Raw genomic sequence first — 17,781 nt, forward strand, 5'->3', positions numbered from 1 at the left:
CCCCAACGCACCAGAACTGACGTCTGGCACCCCAAGGTGCGACACTTTGCCCGGGCGCGATGGGCGCCTGGAATGTCTGGAGTCGCCATGTCCCTGCCCAGCGGACTGATCATCACCGTTACCCTCGGCTATCTGGCCCTGCTCTTCGCCATCGCCTTCTACGGCGATCGCCGGCCCCCACTCAGGCCGCGCCTGCGGGCCTGGGTCTACAGCCTGTCGCTGGCCGTCTACTGCACCAGCTGGACCTTCTTCGGCGCGGTCGGCCAGGCCGCCGACCAGCTCTGGTCCTTCCTGCCCATCTACCTGGGGCCCATCCTCTTCCTGCTGCTGGCGCCGCAACTGGTGAAGAAGATGGTGCTGATCAGCAAGAAGGAAAACATCACCTCCATCGCCGACTTCATCGCCTCCCGCTATGGCAAGTCGCAGACGCTGGCCATCGTCGTCGCGCTGATCTGCCTGGTCGGCGTCCTGCCCTACCTGGCGCTGCAGCTCAAGGGCATCGTCATCGGCGTCAACCTGCTGACCGGCATCAATGCCGAGTCCCTGAGCACCCGCGCCCAGGACACCGCGCTGTTCGTCTCCCTGGTGCTGGCGGTCTTCGCCATCCTGTTCGGCACCCGCAACCTGGACGTCACCGAGCACCACCGCGGCATGATGCTGGCGATCGCCTTCGAATCCTTGGTCAAGCTCGCCGCCTTCATCGCCGTCGGCCTCTGGGTCACCTATGGCCTGCACGACGGCTTCACCGATCTGCTCACCCGCTCGCAGCAGGCGCCGCAACTGCAGGAATACTGGCGCGAAACCCTGGACTGGCCGGGGCTGCTGATCCAGACCGGCGTGGCCTTCATCGCCGTGATGTGCCTGCCGCGCCAGTTCCACGTCACCGTGGTGGAAAACACCGACACCCGGGACGTCAACCTGGCGCGCTGGGTGTTTCCGCTCTATCTGGCGCTGGCAGCGCTGTTCGTCATCCCCATCGCCCTGGCCGGCCAGTTGCACCTGCCCGGCGGTGTGCTGCCCGACTCCTTCGTCATCAGCCTGCCGCTGGCCCAGGAGCGTCCCTGGCTGGCCCTGCTGGCCTTTCTGGGCGGCGCCTCGGCGGCCACCGGCATGGTGATCGTCGCCTGCGTCGCCCTCTCCACCATGATCTCCAACGACATCGTGCTGCCCTGGCTGCTCAAGCGCCGCGGTCAGGTCGAGAGTCCCCATGCGGTGTTCAGCCACTGGATGCTCACGGTGCGCCGCGCCAGCATCGTGGTCATCCTGGTCCTGGCCTATTGCAGCTATCGCCTGCTGGGCTCCAACGCCAGCCTGGCCACCATCGGCCAGATCGCCTTCGCCGCCATCGCCCAGCTCGGACCGGCCATGGTCGGGGCGCTGTTCTGGAAGGCCGCCAATCGCCGCGGCGTCTTTGCCGGTCTCACCGCCGGCGCCCTGCTCTGGGGCTATCTGATGGTGCTGCCAGTGGTGGCCACCAGTCTGCAATGGTCGCTGGAGGCCTTTCCCGGCCTCGCCTGGTTCGAGCAGCCCGCGGGGGAGCGGACGCTGCAACCGACCACCGTCGGCGCCCTGGTCTCCCTGGCCGGCAACTTCCTGCTGTTCGCCCTGGTGTCGCTGCTCTCGCGCACCCGGGTCTCGGAATACTGGCAGGCCGGGCGCTTCATCGCCCAGTACGCCCTGCCCCGACCGCGCAATCGCGCCCTGCTGGCGGTCAAGCTGGAAGACCTGCGGCTGCTCGCGGCGCGTTTCGTCGGCGACGAGCGCGCCCGCCTGAGCTTCAGCCGCTTCGCCGAGCAGAGCGGCCTGACCTATCACCCGGGGATGAACGCCAACAGCGAATGGATCGCCCAGACCGAGCGGCTGCTGGCCGGGGTGATCGGTGCCTCTTCCGCCCGCGCGGTGGTCAAGGCCGCCATCGAAGGCCGCGACATGCAGGTCGACGACGTGGTGCGCATCGCGGACGAAGCCTCGGAGGTGCTGGAATTCAACCGGGCGCTCCTGCAGGGCGCCATCGAGAACATCTCCCAGGGCCTCAGCGTGGTCGACCAGTCGCTGCGCCTCGTGGCCTGGAATCAGCGCTACCTGGAATTGTTCGACTATCCCGACGGCATGATCCAGGTCGGTCGCCCCATTGCCGAGATCATCCGCTACAACGCCCTGCGCGGCCTCTGTGGCCCGGGCGATCCCGACGAGCACGTGGCACGCCGGGTGGAGCGGATGCGCCAGGGCATTCCCCACACCTCGGAGCGGACCTTTCCCAATGGCCGGGTGATCGAGCTGATCGGCAGCCCCATGCCCGGACGCGGCTTCGTGATGAGCTTTACCGACATCACCGCCTTCCGCGAGGCCGAGCGCGCCCTGCGCGAAGCCAACGAGGGCCTCGAGCAGCGCGTCGAGGAACGCACCCGCGAACTGTCCCAGCTCAACCAGGCCCTGGAGGAAGCCAAGGCTCACGCCGAAGCGGCCAACCAGTCCAAGAGTCGTTTTCTCACCGCTGTCAGCCATGACCTGATGCAACCTCTGAGCGCCGCGCGCCTGTTCACCGCCGCCCTCGCCCACCAGGACGGCCTGGCCCAGGAAGCCCAGGAGCTGGTGCGCAACATGGACAGCGCCCTCAGATCCAGCGAAGACCTGATCGCCGATCTGCTGGATATCTCGCGGCTGGAGAACGGGCGCATCCTGGCGGCCCCGGCGCCCTTCTCCCTGGCCACCCTGTTCGAAGCCCTGGGCGTCGAATTCAAGGCCCTGGCGCAGAACCAGGGCACCAGCCTGCGCATCCGCAGCAGTCGGCTGGTGGTCAACAGCGACAGCAAGCTGCTGCGCCGGGTGCTGCAGAATTTCCTCACCAACGCCCTGAGATACGCCCATGGCCGGGTACTGCTCGGCGTACGCCGCCAGGGCCAGCACGTGAGCCTGGAAGTCTGGGACAGCGGCCCCGGCATCCCGGCGGACAAGCTCGAGCTGATCTTCGAGGAATTCAAGCGGCTGGACAGCCACCAGACCCGCGCGGAAAAGGGCCTGGGCCTGGGCCTGGCGATCGCCGACCGCCTCTGCCGGGTGCTCGGCCACGAACTCTCGGTACGCTCCTGGCCGGGCCATGGCAGCGTCTTCAGCGTCAAGGTCCCCCTGGCGCCCGCCCTGGCCATCCAGGCCGCAGCCGCCAGCGAGGCGGCCCAGCCCCTGGCCGGCGATCCGGTGCTGTGCATCGACAACGAAGACAGCATCCTGCTCGGCCTGCGCAGCTTGCTGGGCCGCTGGGGCTGCCAGGTCTGGACCGCACGCAGCCGCGAGGAGTGCGCGGCCCTGCTCGCCCAGGGCGTGGTGCCGCGGCTGCTCATCGTCGACTACCACCTGAGCGATGCCGACACCGGCCCGGATGTCGCCGAATGGATTCGCCAGACCCTTGGCCAGGACATCCCCGGCATCGTCATCAGTGCCGATGGCCGCCCAGAATGCCTGGACAAGGTGCGCCAGGCGCGCCTGGACTTCCTGCCCAAGCCGGTGAAGCCGGCTTCGCTGCGTGCCCTGCTGAGCCGTCAACTGGCCTTGTCCGGTTGAGCGAAACCGAGGCGGCTGAGCACGCTGCCGACCGGTCTTTCGTTCAGCGTCGATTAAGGTTGCCGAGGCCCAGCGAGACGGAACAATCCACAGCTTCTGTTGATAACTTTGTTGAAAACATGGTGGAAAAGAACCCGGAGCCTTGCTCTGCGGGCTCCTCAAACAAGTTGATCATTTTTTAATCACTTTAATAAGTTCAACATAATCAACAACTTAATTTAAAAGCAGGATTTCCGGCAGACAAAACTCCGGGCGAAAGAGGGCTTGACAAGCGCTAGCACAACTTGTGCACAACTCCGGATGAAAATGACCAACGGAGACCTGTCAGCCGTCGCACAATTGTCAAGTATTCGTGAAACAAATTTTTGCGCCACCTTGCCGAGGGCGGTAGCCAGAGGCAGCCCGCAGGCTAGAGCCGACAGCCAGGACAGAGGGCAGGCCAAAGGCTAGCCTTGTCCTCTGCCGGTCATCGGGTAGACTGCCTGCTTTTGCTCAGGGCTGTCGTGGCGACGCCCACCCTGTCAATCAGGCATGGACGCGCCAGCCCTTCTGGAATCAGCTCAGTCACATGAACGTCTTCATCGCCGGTCAACACGGCCAACTCTCTCAGGCGCTGCAAAAACTGCTGGCCACCAAGGCCCAGGTAACCGTCATCGGCCGGGCCCAGGTGGATTTCACCCAGCTGGACGCGCTCCATGACCGCGTCCTGGCCGCAAAGCCCGATGTCATCATCAATGCCGCCGCCTATACCGCCGTGGACGCCGCCGAGAGCGACGCCGAGACCGCGACCCTGATCAACGAGCGGGTGCCCCAGGTCTTCGCCCGGGCGGCGCAGCAGCTGGGCATCCCCATGGTCCACTACTCCACCGACTACGTCTTCGATGGCACCAGGGAAGGCCGGTATCGGGAAGAGGATCCGACCTGTCCGCTCAATGTCTATGGCCGGACCAAACTGGCTGGCGAGAACGCCGTGCGCGAACACGCCGAACGCCACCTCATCCTGCGCACCAGCTGGGTCTATTCCTGGCAGGGCAACAACTTCCTGCGCACCATGGTGCGGCTGCTCAGCGAGCGCGACGAACTGAACATCGTCGACGACCAGATCGGCGCACCCACCTGGACCCGGACCATCGCCGACGCCACCGAGCGCCTGCTGGCCCACAGCAACCAGGACGATGGCCTCTGGGGCACCTATCACCTGACGGCCAACGGCACCACCTCCTGGTTCGGCTTCGCCGAGCAGATCGCCCAGCGCCTGCGCGAGACCGGTCAGCTGAAGGCTCGTCTCAATCCGATCCCCAGCAGTTCCTACCCTACCCCGGCGCATCGCCCCATCAATTCGCGGCTGTCCACCGAAAAGCTGGCAGCGGTGCTGGGGCAGCCGCTACCCGACTGGCAAGCGGCTTTCGCCCAGTGCTGGAGCGAGCGCGAACTTCAGGTGAGCGGCTGAAACGGGCCGTCGGTCATACTTCTGGGATCTCCTCCAGAACTACCCCCGCCCCTGGAAGTCAATGGCACTGACCCCGCTCACGCCAGTCAGGTACGTCATGGACAACCCTTTCCAACTCATCGCCGCGGCTTTCGAGCAAGACTTTCGGGTCAATTTCCGCATCGAACGCCTCGACGGCAGCGTCAGCCTGACGCTGTCCGACGATAGCGGCGTCAAGGTCAAGCGGTTGATCAGCAAGCAGCAATTGCATGACCACACCCGCCTCGCGCGCCTGATCGACAGCATCCGGCTGGGTATCGCCATCGACGAGGGCCATGGCGTCACGGCCCTGCTGGCCGGTGGCACTGGCGGTGCGCCCCGTCTGACCGTCGCGAACTGAGCAGGGATCCGCGCTATGCATACCATGGAAGGCTCCACCCCTCGTCTCTTGCAGGCGGCGAACGCCGCTCCGCTGCTCGACAGTCTGGAAACGGCGGCGCCCGAGCGGCAGCCGGCGCCCACCTCGCTGTATCAGCTGACCTGCGCCCGTCTCGACGAACAGCTGGCACCGCTCAAGGTCTGGCCGACCCTGCCGGATCGTACCGGACGGTTTTCCTTCACCCTGCTGGACAGGTGCGGACGCATCCTCTATCGCTCGCCGACCTTGCGCCAGGCGCTGTATCGGGAAGAAGAGCTGCTCAATGGTGTGATCGCCAATGCGCGGCTGGCTGCCGTGCAGGCCGGACAGGGCTTTCCGTCCTGGGGAGTGGTGGACGTCGCCTGCCCCATGTACCAGCTGCCTGCGACTCAACTTCCCTGCGCGGGATGCCGTCTGCTGAAGTGCAAGAGCTGACGAAGGCGTTGCGGGATTAACGCTAACTACTTGATTGCCATCTTTTAATCTTCAACGTCCGAGACCAACGAATGCCGAGGGCATCCGTACTGCAAGTCTCGCGCTGAAGCTTTGAAGCCGTGGTGTTACTCGGAATATCTCAGCATGTTGGCGCCCGTGGCCCGCAGCACCGCCATGGATTGCGGCGCCAGCGCACCGGCCCGCAGCGACACGTCCTTGCGAACCTCGTCGATCACCGTTTTCAACAGCTGGCTCTCGCCCAGTTGCCGGGCGCTGACCACCCGGTTCACTCGCGCATCGTCACACTGCTGATCCTGCACCGTCAGCACAATACTGCCGTCAGGGCGAGGCGCCGTAACCGAGCATTTATAAGTACTGAAAGCGGCAGTCAGTCTATCTATGGCGTTTTCCATTCTTCCCCCTCTTATTTGTCTAGAAGTGCATGGACGATCAAATACGACGCAACTGACAGTGATAGAAACAGCAAAGTTCTTGCGTCTTACTTGAATAAGACGAGCAATGGCGCTAGCGCCTGATTTTGTGAGCCAGCTCTTCTAATCCGTATTCGGTACGGAACTTTTGGCGAGGCTGAATCGAAAAGGTATGACCATTCGTCCGCCTTGGGCTGCGTTTCGGGTGCCATGCCTGGCCACCTTATAGAGGCGCCTGGCTCGTGCCGGGATGGCTCTGGCCGGTGGAACCTTTGCTCCAGGCGCTCACTCGAAAGGGCTGAAACGGATACCCATCGCCTACCAGGAGCGCGCCATGACCGACAAAACCCCTCCCGTGATCAAAGACGAGCTTGCCGCTGACATCGATGAGCAGGCACACAAGCAGAACGCTGACCGGGTCCGTCGTCATCTGGGCGAGGCCGAGCAGGCACTGACCGACGAATTTCACACCCTGCTGGCAGACGCCGAGCAGCTGCTCAAGCACACCGCGAGCATGGCCGGTGAGCAGGCGGACGAGCTGCGCGCCAAGTTGAGTTCCAGCCTCGAACGCTCCCGCGACGTCCTCAAGACCAAGCAGGACGATCTCTATCGCCAGGGCGTCGCGGCCAAGGAGACCACCGAGGAGTACGTGGTCGACAATCCCTTCAAGGCCCTGGGCATCGCTGCCGGCGTCGGCTTCCTGATCGGTCTGCTGGCCTCGCGCCGCTAAACCTGGGGGACTGCCATGGACACCTCCTCTCCTCCACGGGAGCTGCCTGACGAGGCGCCCAAGCCATCGGTCAAGCGTCTCGCCGGCGCGGTGGTAGGGCTACTGCAGAGCCATCTGGAACTGCTGGGCATCGAGGTTCAGGAAGAGAAGGTCCGGACCTTCCAGCTGTTCCTCTTTACCGGCCTGAGCCTGATCTTCGGCTTGCTGGTGCTGGTCGGCGTCTCGGCGGCGGTCATCATCGCCTTCTGGGATACCTATCGCATGGCCGCGACTCTGGGCCTGTGCGCCTTCTATGCCGTGGCGCTGGCGATCTGCATCCTGCGGGCCCTGAGCCTGGTCAAGGGCGCCGCGCCCTTCCATGCCACCCTGGAAGAACTCAACCGCAACCGGGAGCGCCTACTGCCATGAACCAGCCGCTTACCTCTGCCACCAGCCAGGCCAAGCGCAAGGAACTGGTCCGGCTGCGCATGGAGATGTATCGCCAGCAGCTGATCTACAACGCCCAGCCCCTGCACAACCCCATCAGCCTCATCGGCGATCTGGTGCGGCCCAATCGGGACAAGGTCGCCAGCTCGGCGAAGAAGCCGCTGATGCTCGGCGCCACGGTATTCCTGTCGTTGTTCGGCAAACGCCTGGGCGCGGTGGGCCGTCTGGCCCGCATCGGTCTGGCCCTCTACCCGATCGTCAACCGATTGCAGGCTCACCATCGTGAACAACGGCAGGCGGAACACCCGCTGCCACCGCCGCGCTAGGTAGAGAATGGCTCCCTCGGGAGCCATTCTGTCATCTGGCACCCTTATCGCATGGTCAAGCCGAACGCTACTCAAAAGATAAGGATGCCCTGTGTTTTTCGGCCACCCCACCGCCTTCTTCCAACCCTTCATCGACACCGCGACCGGGCGCATCGCCGGCGTCGAAGCCCTGGGGCGCCTGCGCCAGGATGACGGCAGCCACACCTCCGTCGGCCCCCTGTTCGCCGATCCCGGCACCCCAACCCTGGACCTGCTCCACCTCGACCGCACGCTGCGGGACGATGCGCTGCGGCGCTTTGCCAGCGCACCGGATGACTGGTTTCTCAGCCTCAATCTCTCGCCGCGCTGGATCAGCCAGCTGGAAAGGGGCGCCGAATTGCCCAGCCTGGCGCAGCTGGAACGCTCCGGCATCGCCCCGAGCCGAATCGTCTACGAGATCACCGAGGCCGCTGGCGATCTGCCCAGCCTGACCCAGGCCGTCGCCCGCTATCGCGAACTCGGCATCCGCATCGCCATCGACGATTTCGGTTCCGGCTATTCGCAACTGGATCGGGTGCTGGATCTGCAGCCGGACATCCTCAAGCTGGACATGCGCCTGTTCCAGGCCGCGGCCCGGGGTGGCACCCGTGGCGATGCGGTCAAGGCCCTGGCGCAGATGGCCGAGAAGACCGGGTGCTGGCTGATCGCCGAGGGCGTGGAGACCGAGACCGAACTCGACTTCGCCCTGGAGTGCGGTGCGCGCTATGTGCAGGGCTTCCTCTTCGCTCAGGCCACCGCCGAGCTGGGCGCCAGCGACAGACATCAGCAGCGCTTCGCCGCCCTGCGCAGCCGCTTTGTCGATGGCAAGCTGGCCCAGCAGACCCGGCTGCTGGAGCTGCGCCAGCAACTGGCCGACTTCGTCACCCAGCTCAGGCCCTGGGCGGAACACGGCGGCCCCCTGAGCGCCCTGCCCGATCCCCAGGCGTTTCCCGGGCTACTGCGCATCTACCAGTGCGACCGCACCGGCACCCAGATCACCCCCAACCTGGAATGGAACGGCATGTTCTGGCGCGAGAATCGCCGCTACCTCAACCACAACTGGTCCTGGCGACCCTACTTCTATGCCCTGCTGGCCGAAGGCTGGAACGAGCGACGCCTGGCGCTTTCGACGGTCTATCGCGATGCCACCACCAACCAGTACTGCCTGACCGCCAGCCAATTCCTGGAGAGCGGTCAGCGCCTGCTGCTGATCGACCTGGACGCCAGCCAATTGCCGGGCTTTGCCAACTGAGCGGTGATGATCGTATGTTGCCGAGGTCAGAACGCAGAAGCGCCGAACGGCTACCGCCGGCGCTCCCCTTATCGGTGATAGCTCGAGGACGGCCTTGGACTGGCAGACACTTCTTATCCGCGAACGGCTGGGCAAACCCCTGCACAGCCCGGATGAACTGGGGCGCAGCCCCTTTCACAAGGACCACGATCGCATCATCTTTTCCGGCGCCTTCCGCCGGTTGGGGCGCAAGACCCAGGTGCACCCCGTCACCAGCAACGATCACATCCATACCCGCCTGACCCATAGCCTGGAAGTCAGCTGCGTCGGCCGCTCTCTGGGCATGCGCGTGGGCGAGAGTCTGAGGGGCGCCCTGCCCGAGTGGTGCGATCCGAGCGATCTCGGCATGGTGGTGCAATCCGCCTGCCTGGCCCACGACATCGGCAACCCACCCTTCGGCCACTCCGGCGAAGACGCCATCCGCTACTGGTTCACCCAGGCCGCCGGCCGCGGCTGGCTGGACGACATGAGCGAGGCCGAGCGCCAGGACTTCCTGCATTTCGAAGGCAATGCCCAGGGCTTCCGAGTGCTGACCCAGCTCGAATACCACCAGTTCGACGGCGGCACCCGCCTGACCTACGCCACCCTCGGCACCTACCTCAAGTATCCCTGGACCTCGCGCTATGCCGCGGCGCCCGGCTACAAGAAGCACAAGTTCGGCTGCTACCAGAGCGAGCTGCCGCTGCTGGAACAGATCGCCGAGAAACTCGAGCTTCCGCTGCTGGGCCCGGAGCGCTGGGCCCGGCATCCGCTGGTCTACCTCATGGAGGCCGCCGACGACATCTGCTACGGCCTGATCGATCTGGAAGACGGCCTGGAGATGGAGTTGCTGGACTATGCCGAGGTCGAGGCCCTGCTGCTGGGCCTGGTCGGCGACGACCTACCGGAAACCTATCGCCAGCTCGGCCCCAAGGATTCGCGGCGGCGCAAGCTGGCCATCCTGCGCGGCAAGGCCATTGAGCACCTGACCAATGCCACCGCCCGCGCCTTCGTCGACCAGCAGGACGCCCTGCTCGCCGGCACCCTGGGCGATGACCTGGTCGAGCACATGGCCGGTCCGGCCAAGCTCTGCGTGCAGCGCGCCAAGGCCCTGGCCCGGGAAAAGATCTTCCACGACAAGCGCAAGACCCTGCACGAGATCGGCGCCTACACCACCCTGGAAATCCTGCTCAATGCCTTCTGCGGCGCCGCCCTGGAACAGCACCGCGGACGCGAGCCCTCGTTCAAGAGCCGCCGCATCCTCGACCTGCTGGGCAACAGCGCGCCCGATCCGTCCTGGACGCTGCACCAGGCCTTCATGCGGGTGATCGATTTCATCGCCGGCATGACTGACAGCTACGCCACCGCCATGGCGGCCGAGATGACCGGGCGTTCGAACCCGGTCTAAGGAGCGCCACGATGGCCACCGCACCCCGCACGCGCAAGGGCCCAGGCAGTCGCTGGCTGGCCGCCCAGGGCTGGAAGGCCTTTCCCTTTCAGCGCGAGGTGGCCAAGGCCATCGCCGCCGGCGAATCCGGCCTGCTGCACGCCACCACGGGTTCGGGCAAGACCTACGCCGTCTGGCTGGCCGCCCTGGACGCCCTCGTCGCCCCCAAGCCGATCACCGCCAAGGGCCTGCCCAGCAAGCGCAAGCAGGCACCACCGCCGCTCACCGTGCTCTGGCTGACGCCCATGCGCGCCCTGGCGGCGGACACCCTGCGCGCCCTGGAGCGCCCGGTACTCGACGAAGAACTGGAGTGGACCCTGGGCCTGCGCACCGGCGACACCGGCAGCAGCGAGCGTGCGCGGCAGAATCGGCGCCTGCCGACGGCGCTGGTCACCACCCCCGAAAGCCTGTCGCTGCTGCTGTCCCGCGAAGACGCCCAGGAGGCCCTGGGCCAGGTTCGGCTGGTGGTCATCGATGAGTGGCACGAATTACTCGGCAACAAGCGTGGCACCCAGACGCAACTGGCCCTGGCCCGCCTGCGCCGCTGGAATCCCGGATTGCAGACCTGGGGCCTGTCGGCCACCCTCGGCAACCAGGCCCATGCGCTGGATGTGCTGCTGGCCGGCGCCCCGGGCCATCTTGTCCAGGGGCGCCAGGACAAGCGCCTGCAGGTGGATACGCTGCTGCCCGAAGGCGGCGTCGAGCGCTTCGCCTGGGCCGGGCACCTGGGCATGCGCCTGCTGCAGCAGGTGATCCGCGAATTGGAGGACAGCCCCACCACCCTGGTCTTCACCAACACCCGCGCCCAGACCGAACTCTGGTACCAGGCCCTGCTGCAGGCGCGCCCGGACTGGGCCGGCCTGATCGCCCTGCACCATGGCTCCATCGAGAAACAGGCCCGTGAGTGGGTGGAAGGCGGTCTCAAGAATGGTCAGCTCAAGGCGGTGATCTGCACCTCCAGCCTCGACCTCGGGGTGGACTTCCTGCCGGTGGAGCGGGTGCTGCAGATCGGCTCGCCCAAGAGCATCGCCCGCCTGCTGCAGCGCGCCGGCCGCAGCGGCCATGCCCCGGGCCGTGCCTCGCGTGCCACCCTGGTACCCACCTACAGCCTCGACCTACTGGATGCGGCGGCCACCCGCCGCGCCATCACCGCGGGCGAGATCGAAGCGCGCACCGCCCCGGTCAAGCCCCTGGATGTCCTGGTGCAGCACCTGGTGACCGTCGCTCTGGGCGGCGGCTTCGAGCCGGATGACCTGCTGCCGGAGATCCGCAGCGCCTGGGCCTATCGCGACCTCAGCGAGGGCGAGTGGATCTGGGCCCTGGCCTTCGTGCGCAACGGCGGCGCCTCGCTGTCGGCCTACCCGGACTATCGCCGCGCCGAGCCCGACGCCGAGGGCATCTGGCGCGTCCCCGACAAGCAGTTGGCCAAGCGGCATCGACTGGGCATCGGCACCATCGTCAGCGAGACCAGCCTCAATGTGCAGTTCTGGTCCAAGGGCGGCGGTGGCAATCGGCTGGGCAACATCGAAGAAGGCTTCATCGCCCGCCTGCGGCCCGGCGATCACTTTCTCTTCGCCGGGCGCACCCTGGAGCTGGTGCGGGTGGAAAACATGACGGTGTACGTGCGCCGCGCCACGGGGCGCAAGGCCGCCATCCCGCGCTGGAGCGGCAGTCGCATGCCGCTTTCGGACACCCTGGCCAAGCACGTCCTGGCGCTGCTGGAAGATGCCGAGGCGCAGCGCTACGAAAGCCCGGAGATGCGCCTGCTGCAACCGCTGCTGGACGTGCAGCGCCAGTGGTCGGCGCTACCGAGCGCCCACTACCTGCTCGCCGAGACGCTGGAATCCCGCGAAGGCTCGCACCTGTTCCTCTACCCCTTCGCCGGCCGTCACGCCCATCTGGGGCTGGCCAGCCTGCTGGCCTGGCGGCTGGCGCAGCGGCGGCCCTGCACCTTTTCCATCGCCGTCAACGACTACGGCCTGGAGCTGGTCTCGCCGGTCAGCCTGGACTGGCAGGCGCTGCTCGATGCCAGTCTCTTCACCACCGACAACCTGGTCAGCGACACCCTGGCCAGCCTCAATGCCGCCGAACTCGCCCAGCGCCGCTTTCGCGAGATCGCGCGTATCTCCGGGCTGATCTTTTCCGGCTATCCGGGGGCGCACAAGAGCAATCGCCAGCTACAGGCCAGCAGCAGCCTCTTCTACCAGGTGTTTCGCCAATACGATCCGGACAACCTGCTGCTCGGCCAGGCCCAGACTGAGGTCCTGCGTCAGGAGCTCGATGCCGATCGCCTGCAGCAGACGCTGGTCCGCACCGGCGCCCTGCCGCTGCGCCTGGTGGTCCTGGACCATCCCTCACCCTTCGCCCTGCCGCTCATGGTCGAGCGGTTGCGCGAGAGTCTGAGTTCCGAAAAGCTGGCCGACCGCATAACCCGCCTGGTCGGCGATCTGGAGCGCGAAGCCGGGCCGGACGAGCGGGCGCGCGCCTTCGACCCCGAGTCCCTGGTGCAGCCCAGCCACGACAGCGATCTGACCCCGCGGCGCGGCGCTAGCCAGCGGCGTCCTCGCGTACAGAAATCCGGTCGTCCTCGATAACGATCCGCCCCTGGCGATAGAGATGGCCGATGGCCTTCTTGAAGTTGCCCTTGCTGACACCAAACAGCTGATGGATCAGCGCCGGCGGACTGCTGTCGCTGAGTTCCAGAACCCCACCGCGTGCCTTGGCCAGGCCGATGATCTGTTCGGCGAGATCGCTTCCGGCGGCAGCTCCCTGGGGCTGTAGGGTCAGGCTGATCTTGCCGTCCGCCCGCACCTCGCGAATGAAGCCCCGCTCCCGCTGCCCCAGGCGCAGCGGCTTGAAGGCCTCGTTGCGATGCACCAGGCCCCAGTGCTTGTTGTCGACGATCACCTTGTAGCCCAGGTCGGTCCGCTCGACCACCAGCAGGGGTACCGGCTGACCTACCTTGTAGCGTGGCGGTTCACGATCCAGGTAGCGATCCAGGCGCGCGGTGGCAACGATCCGCCGGGTCCGGGCATCCAGGTGCACATGCACCACGCAATGATCGCCCACCTGCAGCGGACGCTTCTCCTCCGAATGCGGCAGCAGCAGGTCCTTGGGCAGGCCCCAGTCGAGGAAGATCCCCACCCGGCCGACCTCCACCACGCGCAGACTGGCGAAGCCGCCGACCTGCACCTTCGGCTTCTCGGTGGTGGCGATCAGGCGGTCTTCGCTGTCCAAGTAGAGGAAGACGTTGAGCCAGTCGCCCTCGGCGCAGGGTTCGTCGCGAGGCGCATAGCGGCGCGGCAGCAGCACCTCGCCGTCATTGCCGGCATCCAGGAACAGACCGATGGGGGTGTTGCGCAAAATCTGCAAGCTGTTGAAGCGACCCAGCAAGGCCATGAGTGGAGACTCCTGTAGAAAGCGGTGCATTTTACCGCGATCAGCAGAGTCACCGCTTGGTCGCGACCCTTCGTCGCTGAACGGTCACGAGGCGTGGCTGGCAGCAGGGTGAGTGCGAATCTTGACCCGATCGGCCTTGCCCCCACCGCTCGGCACACTGCCGTGCGGGAGACCTGACCAGGCTGTTTGAGGAGGAACGCCTCACGGCAGGTGGAGGCGGCGGGCGTCTTGAAGGCGATGCCTGGTGATCGCTTTGGCTCGCCTCTGGCAAGCGTCCGACTCAGGCGGTAAGGCAGTCGTCGGCGAGGGGAATCTCGATGAACAGACCCACGGTGTCAGCCTCGACCCGCATGGCGGCCACCACCGCATTCAGCAAGAACGGATTGGTCGCCTGTTCATTGGTCACGATGCGCTGGGTCAGCTTGATCGACTGGTGGGCGTGGTAGACGGCTACGAGAATTTCATTGAGGTTCAGGCGACGGAGCTCGACCCGGTATCCGGCGAGTCCGTGGCCCAAGGCGCGTCCTGCGCTTTCAAGCCCATTTTTCACGGTAAGTCCTTGGACCGTTGCGGTCCGGGGTAATGATTCGAACAAGATAATAGCACCAGGCCATTATCCTTATTGCGCAGGCCATCACCGTTTCGCTACCACTGGCCGAAGAGACTGAACGCGCCCATGAACGTGCGCCTGCCGGGTGCTGCCCAGCGCTTCGCGCGGCGCCCCTTTCGTGCCCGGGAAACGATTCAGCACGGTGCCTTTGCCACAATCGACCGGTCCCGGTGCCAGAGCGCGCCACGCCTCCCCCCTTCAACCACCGTTCGCCCGCTTCAGCCCGCACTTCGACCATGGTCGGTAAAGTCAACATCGAGCTGCTCAAAGGTCTTGTTTTGCGCAAGCCAGTCTGAGACCATCCTTCGCTGTCAGGTGAGGCTGTCTCCACGGAGCGGCTGACCTGTCGAGAACCTGGAGTACATCAGGGCCAGCTTTCGCGGCATGGGTTTCTCCTCGTTTCAAAACTGTCGTCCTTCGCGGACAACAACGTCATCTTATTCAAGGAGAAATCCATGTCTACTCGCCAAACTGGCACCGTCAAGTGGTTCAACGACGAGAAAGGCTTCGGCTTCATCACCCCCCAGAGCGGCCCGGACGTGTTCGTTCACTACCGCTCCATTCAGGGTAACGGCTTCAAGAGCCTGCAAGAAGGCCAGGCTGTTTCCTTCCTGGTCGTGCAAGGCCAGAAAGGCCTGCAGGCCGATGAGGTGCAGGTGATCTAATCACCCGCCTTCTCGAAAAAGCCCAACCCCCGGTTGGGCTTTTTTTTGCGCGGACGTTGGCCCCGCCAGCCTCTGCTATCGCCACTTAGGGATGAGGTGCGTCTCGTGAAAACCTTCGCTGCCCTGCTCTGCCTGCTCCTGCTCGCCGGTTGCGCCGCCTTTCCCGGCGATGAACTCTCTTCCCAGCCGTTCCGCGCGCCCCTGAGCGAGCAACCGCAGCGGCCCAATGTGCTGGTGGAATTCAACTTCTATCGCGGCACTGTCGAGGACGCCAAGGACGCGACGTCGATCGCCGTCGCCCGCGAAGGCCTGAAGCCCCGGCTGCGCGAGGTCCTGGAACGCTCCAATCTGTTCGACCGCATCACCCTGGTGCCGGAGCCCGGCAGGCCCGACGACGCCCTGCTGCGCCTCAAGCTCTACAACAGCACCTCCTACGCCGCCGCCATCGCCAGTGGCCTGATCACCGGCGCCACCTTCTTTCTCGTCCCGGGTACCGCCAAGGACGACTATGTGCTGACCGCCGAATGGATCGCACCCGGTAGCGATCCGTCCACCCGGGTGCGCAATGCCAGTTCGGTACGCACCTGGATGGGGGTCTGGTTCCTGCCCCTGGCCGCCAGCCATCAGGCCGGGACCGCCATCGAGGAAACCTTCGCCCGCCAGCTCGGCGACGCCCTGCGCCAGCTGCAGAGCGCCGGCGCCTTCGCCGACCACTCCTCGCCCCAGGGGAACGGCGAAACGCCTGCACCGGTCACACCTTGACCGGCAATCACGTAGACGAGGATCCCATGGCCGAAGAAAAGCGCAAAGCCGACGAACGCGAACTGCCCAAGGACGAAAAGCCCCTGCGCACCGAACACGCCAAGACCGACGACGGGCGCAATCCCCCTTCGCCCAACAGTCCGGACCGCACCAAGGACGCCACGGGCTACAACTGATCCCGACCTTTCCGGAAACGACCGCCACGGCGGTCGTTTCTTTATCTGCGCCCTGCCCCGCGGGGTTGGCTCGCCCCTCCCTCCTTACTGCATAATGCCCACACTCCGACGTCTATCGGCCCCTTTTCTCTTCAACTAGGCCGGTACCCTGCCAAGGTGTGTGTCCCGATGCGAAAGACCTTCCGATCTCTGGGCCTGCTGCTGAGCTGCTGCGCCCTGGGCTTTTCCCTGCCCGTCAGTGCCGATACCTCCTACCTGCCGCCGCGAATCGAAAAGGCGATGCAGACCAACAAGATCCCCGGCAGCGACCTGTCGCTGGTGATGCTGCCCCTCGATGGCCCGGGCGAGAACGACTATTACAATGCCGACGTCTCGGTGAATCCGGCGTCGACCATGAAGCTGATCACCACCTTTGCCGCCCTGGAACTGCTGGGTCCCACCTACCAGTGGAAGACCGAGTTCTATACCGACGGCACCCTCAAGGACGGCATCCTCAACGGCAACCTCTATCTCAAGGGCGGTGGCGATCCCAAGCTGAACATGGAGCGGCTGTGGCTGCTCATGCGTGACCTGCGCGCGAATGGCGTGCTGGAAGTCACCGGTGACCTGGTGCTGGATCGCGGTCGCTTCGTGAAGCCCAATCTGCCGGCCTTCAACGACGACGGCGAAGACGAGAACAAGACTTTCCTGGTCGGTCCGGATTCGCTGCTGGTCAATCTCAAGTCGGTGCGCATGGTGGTGCGCTCGGCCGATGGCCGGGTCAGCGTCTCCATGGATCCGCCGCTGACCAACGTCAACATCGACAACCAGATGCGCGCCACCGGCAAGAGCGGTTGCCCGGCCTGGCCGGAGGTGCGCTTCAATCCGGTGCCCCAGGCGGATGGCAGTACCAGCCTGGTGGTCAGTGGCCAGCTGCCGGACGGCTGCAACGCCCAGAGCTATCTGTCGCTGCTCGACCACCCGGCCTATACCGCCGGCGCGGTGCGGGCCATCTGGCAGGAACTGGGCGGCAGCATCAAGGGCCGTACCCGCGAGGGCAGCGTGCCGCGCAATGCCGAGGTGCTGGCGCGGGCCTTCTCGCCCGATGTGGTCGAGATCATTCGCGACATCAACAAGTACAGCAACAACACCATGGCCCAGCAGCTGTTCCTCTCCATCGGGGCGCAATTCCGCACCTCGGCGGATGCGGACGACAGCAAGGCGGCGCTGCGGGTCATCCGCTCGTGGCTGGCGCGCAAGGGCATCAATGCCAGTCACCTGATCATGGAGAACGGCTCGGGCCTGTCGCGCACCGAGCGGGTCAGTGCCCGGGAGATGGCCGAGATCCTGCGCGCCGCCTGGCAGAGTCCCTACGGCCCGGAATTCATCTCTTCGCTGCCGCTGGCGGGCATGGACGGCACCCTGCGCAAGCGCATGAAGAATTCGCCGCTCACCGGTCAGGCGCACATGAAGACCGGCACCCTGAACAACGTACGGGCCCTGGCGGGCTTCGTCCGGGATGCCAATGCGCGCAACTGGGTGGTGGTCGCCATCCTCAACAGCAGCCGCCCCTGGGGCGCTTCGTCGATCCTCGACGAGGTGGTGCTGGACCTCTATCTGCGCAGCCGCCAGGACGGCGCGGTCGCCAACTGACGCGCAAAACAAAACCGGCGTCTGCTCACGCAGACGCCGGTTTTGTTTA

17 protein-coding genes are annotated in these 17,781 nt (G+C 65.5%); 14 read left to right on the forward strand and 3 right to left on the reverse strand.

The window, feature by feature from the left end:
* The first annotated feature begins 87 nt into the window (after positions 1-87).
* The 4 genes from PSK12I2_RS0100265 (at position 88) to PSK12I2_RS0100280 (ending at position 5,840) form a co-directional block, all read left to right on the forward strand.
* The gene (locus PSK12I2_RS0100265; protein ID WP_027596846.1) at positions 88-3,558 is read left to right on the forward strand and encodes a PAS domain-containing hybrid sensor histidine kinase/response regulator; all 3,471 of its coding nucleotides are present in this window, start codon (positions 88-90) and stop codon (positions 3,556-3,558) included.
* 568 nt (positions 3,559-4,126) lie between these two features.
* Positions 4,127-5,008 carry a dTDP-4-dehydrorhamnose reductase gene (gene rfbD, locus PSK12I2_RS0100270; protein ID WP_027596847.1) on the forward strand — a complete coding sequence of 294 codons (882 nt, stop codon included), beginning with the start codon at positions 4,127-4,129 and terminating at the stop codon, positions 5,006-5,008.
* Positions 5,009-5,105: 97 nt separating this feature from the next.
* A complete protein-coding gene (locus PSK12I2_RS0100275; protein ID WP_007159078.1) occupies positions 5,106-5,387 on the forward strand; it encodes a DUF3509 domain-containing protein in 282 nt (93 codons plus the stop codon).
* A 15-nt stretch (positions 5,388-5,402) separates the two neighbouring features.
* Positions 5,403-5,840 carry a hypothetical protein gene (locus PSK12I2_RS0100280; RefSeq protein ID WP_027596848.1) on the forward strand — a complete coding sequence of 146 codons (438 nt, stop codon included), beginning with the start codon at positions 5,403-5,405 and terminating at the stop codon, positions 5,838-5,840.
* Positions 5,841-5,965: 125 nt separating this feature from the next.
* On the opposite strand, the gene PSK12I2_RS0100285 is transcribed toward PSK12I2_RS0100280, so the two are convergent.
* Positions 5,966-6,253, reverse strand: a complete 288-nt coding sequence (locus PSK12I2_RS0100285) for a DUF3509 domain-containing protein (RefSeq protein ID WP_007159080.1) — start codon at positions 6,251-6,253, stop codon at positions 5,966-5,968.
* Positions 6,254-6,605: 352 nt separating this feature from the next.
* Between PSK12I2_RS0100285 and PSK12I2_RS23505 the strand changes: the two genes are divergently transcribed.
* From PSK12I2_RS23505 to PSK12I2_RS0100315, 6 genes are all read left to right on the forward strand, one after another.
* Positions 6,606-7,001: a YqjD family protein gene (locus PSK12I2_RS23505; RefSeq protein WP_037007227.1), complete on the forward strand. Its 396-nt coding sequence runs from the start codon at positions 6,606-6,608 to the stop codon at positions 6,999-7,001.
* Between the two features lie 15 nt (positions 7,002-7,016).
* Positions 7,017-7,409 carry a phage holin family protein gene (locus PSK12I2_RS0100295; RefSeq protein ID WP_037007225.1) on the forward strand — a complete coding sequence of 131 codons (393 nt, stop codon included), beginning with the start codon at positions 7,017-7,019 and terminating at the stop codon, positions 7,407-7,409.
* Positions 7,406-7,753 (forward strand): hypothetical protein, encoded by a 348-nt coding sequence (locus PSK12I2_RS0100300; RefSeq protein WP_027596850.1) that lies wholly within the window; start codon positions 7,406-7,408, stop codon positions 7,751-7,753. The genes PSK12I2_RS0100295 and PSK12I2_RS0100300 overlap by 4 nt, the downstream gene beginning before the upstream one ends.
* Positions 7,754-7,844: 91 nt before the next feature.
* Positions 7,845-9,023, forward strand: coding sequence for an EAL domain-containing protein (locus PSK12I2_RS0100305; protein WP_027596851.1), 1,179 nt, complete (start codon positions 7,845-7,847; stop codon positions 9,021-9,023).
* 94 nt (positions 9,024-9,117) lie between these two features.
* Complete coding sequence (locus PSK12I2_RS0100310) at positions 9,118-10,449, forward strand: deoxyguanosinetriphosphate triphosphohydrolase (protein WP_027596852.1); 1,332 nt, start codon at positions 9,118-9,120, stop codon at positions 10,447-10,449.
* An 11-nt stretch (positions 10,450-10,460) separates the two neighbouring features.
* Positions 10,461-13,082 carry a ligase-associated DNA damage response DEXH box helicase gene (locus PSK12I2_RS0100315; RefSeq protein WP_027596853.1) on the forward strand — a complete coding sequence of 874 codons (2,622 nt, stop codon included), beginning with the start codon at positions 10,461-10,463 and terminating at the stop codon, positions 13,080-13,082.
* On the opposite strand, the gene PSK12I2_RS0100320 is transcribed toward PSK12I2_RS0100315, so the two are convergent.
* On the reverse strand, positions 13,036-13,887 hold the full coding sequence (locus PSK12I2_RS0100320) for a S1 RNA-binding domain-containing protein (RefSeq protein ID WP_007159087.1): 852 nt from the start codon (positions 13,885-13,887) through the stop codon (positions 13,036-13,038). The genes PSK12I2_RS0100315 and PSK12I2_RS0100320 overlap by 47 nt on opposite strands.
* A 280-nt stretch (positions 13,888-14,167) precedes the next feature.
* Complete coding sequence (locus PSK12I2_RS0100325) at positions 14,168-14,437, reverse strand: hypothetical protein (RefSeq protein WP_231500969.1); 270 nt, start codon at positions 14,435-14,437, stop codon at positions 14,168-14,170.
* 515 nt (positions 14,438-14,952) lie between these two features.
* Here PSK12I2_RS0100325 and PSK12I2_RS0100330 point away from each other — a divergent pair.
* The 4 genes from PSK12I2_RS0100330 (at position 14,953) to dacB (ending at position 17,732) form a co-directional block, all read left to right on the forward strand.
* On the forward strand, positions 14,953-15,162 hold the full coding sequence (locus tag PSK12I2_RS0100330) for a cold-shock protein (protein ID WP_007159089.1): 210 nt from the start codon (positions 14,953-14,955) through the stop codon (positions 15,160-15,162).
* A 105-nt stretch (positions 15,163-15,267) separates the two neighbouring features.
* A complete protein-coding gene (locus PSK12I2_RS0100335) occupies positions 15,268-15,924 on the forward strand; it encodes a hypothetical protein (RefSeq protein ID WP_027596854.1) in 657 nt (218 codons plus the stop codon).
* 26 nt (positions 15,925-15,950) lie between these two features.
* Positions 15,951-16,100: a hypothetical protein gene (locus PSK12I2_RS24995; RefSeq protein WP_007159091.1), complete on the forward strand. Its 150-nt coding sequence runs from the start codon at positions 15,951-15,953 to the stop codon at positions 16,098-16,100.
* 168 nt (positions 16,101-16,268) lie between these two features.
* Positions 16,269-17,732, forward strand: coding sequence for a D-alanyl-D-alanine carboxypeptidase/D-alanyl-D-alanine-endopeptidase (gene dacB, locus PSK12I2_RS0100345; RefSeq protein ID WP_007159092.1), 1,464 nt, complete (start codon positions 16,269-16,271; stop codon positions 17,730-17,732).
* The last annotated feature ends 49 nt before the right edge of the window (positions 17,733-17,781 follow it).

The organism is Pseudomonas sp. MOIL14HWK12:I2, assembly GCF_000510745.1.
In the GTDB taxonomy this organism is placed as follows: domain Bacteria; phylum Pseudomonadota; class Gammaproteobacteria; order Pseudomonadales; family Pseudomonadaceae; genus Chryseomonas; species Chryseomonas oryzihabitans.

Coding starts and splice junctions, on each gene's coding strand:
- PSK12I2_RS0100265 (WP_027596846.1), top strand. CDS start 88: ATGTCCCTGCCCAGCGGACTGATCATCACCGTTACCCTCGGCTATCTG.
- dacB (WP_007159092.1), top strand. CDS start 16,269: ATGCGAAAGACCTTCCGATCTCTGGGCCTGCTGCTGAGCTGCTGCGCC.
- PSK12I2_RS0100285 (WP_007159080.1), bottom strand. CDS start 6,253: ATGGAAAACGCCATAGATAGACTGACTGCCGCTTTCAGTACTTATAAA.
- PSK12I2_RS0100300 (WP_027596850.1), top strand. CDS start 7,406: ATGAACCAGCCGCTTACCTCTGCCACCAGCCAGGCCAAGCGCAAGGAA.
- PSK12I2_RS24995 (WP_007159091.1), top strand. CDS start 15,951: ATGGCCGAAGAAAAGCGCAAAGCCGACGAACGCGAACTGCCCAAGGAC.
- PSK12I2_RS0100275 (WP_007159078.1), top strand. CDS start 5,106: ATGGACAACCCTTTCCAACTCATCGCCGCGGCTTTCGAGCAAGACTTT.
- PSK12I2_RS23505 (WP_037007227.1), top strand. CDS start 6,606: ATGACCGACAAAACCCCTCCCGTGATCAAAGACGAGCTTGCCGCTGAC.
- PSK12I2_RS0100295 (WP_037007225.1), top strand. CDS start 7,017: ATGGACACCTCCTCTCCTCCACGGGAGCTGCCTGACGAGGCGCCCAAG.
- PSK12I2_RS0100330 (WP_007159089.1), top strand. CDS start 14,953: ATGTCTACTCGCCAAACTGGCACCGTCAAGTGGTTCAACGACGAGAAA.
- PSK12I2_RS0100320 (WP_007159087.1), bottom strand. CDS start 13,887: ATGGCCTTGCTGGGTCGCTTCAACAGCTTGCAGATTTTGCGCAACACC.
- PSK12I2_RS0100280 (WP_027596848.1), top strand. CDS start 5,403: ATGCATACCATGGAAGGCTCCACCCCTCGTCTCTTGCAGGCGGCGAAC.
- PSK12I2_RS0100315 (WP_027596853.1), top strand. CDS start 10,461: ATGGCCACCGCACCCCGCACGCGCAAGGGCCCAGGCAGTCGCTGGCTG.
- rfbD (WP_027596847.1), top strand. CDS start 4,127: ATGAACGTCTTCATCGCCGGTCAACACGGCCAACTCTCTCAGGCGCTG.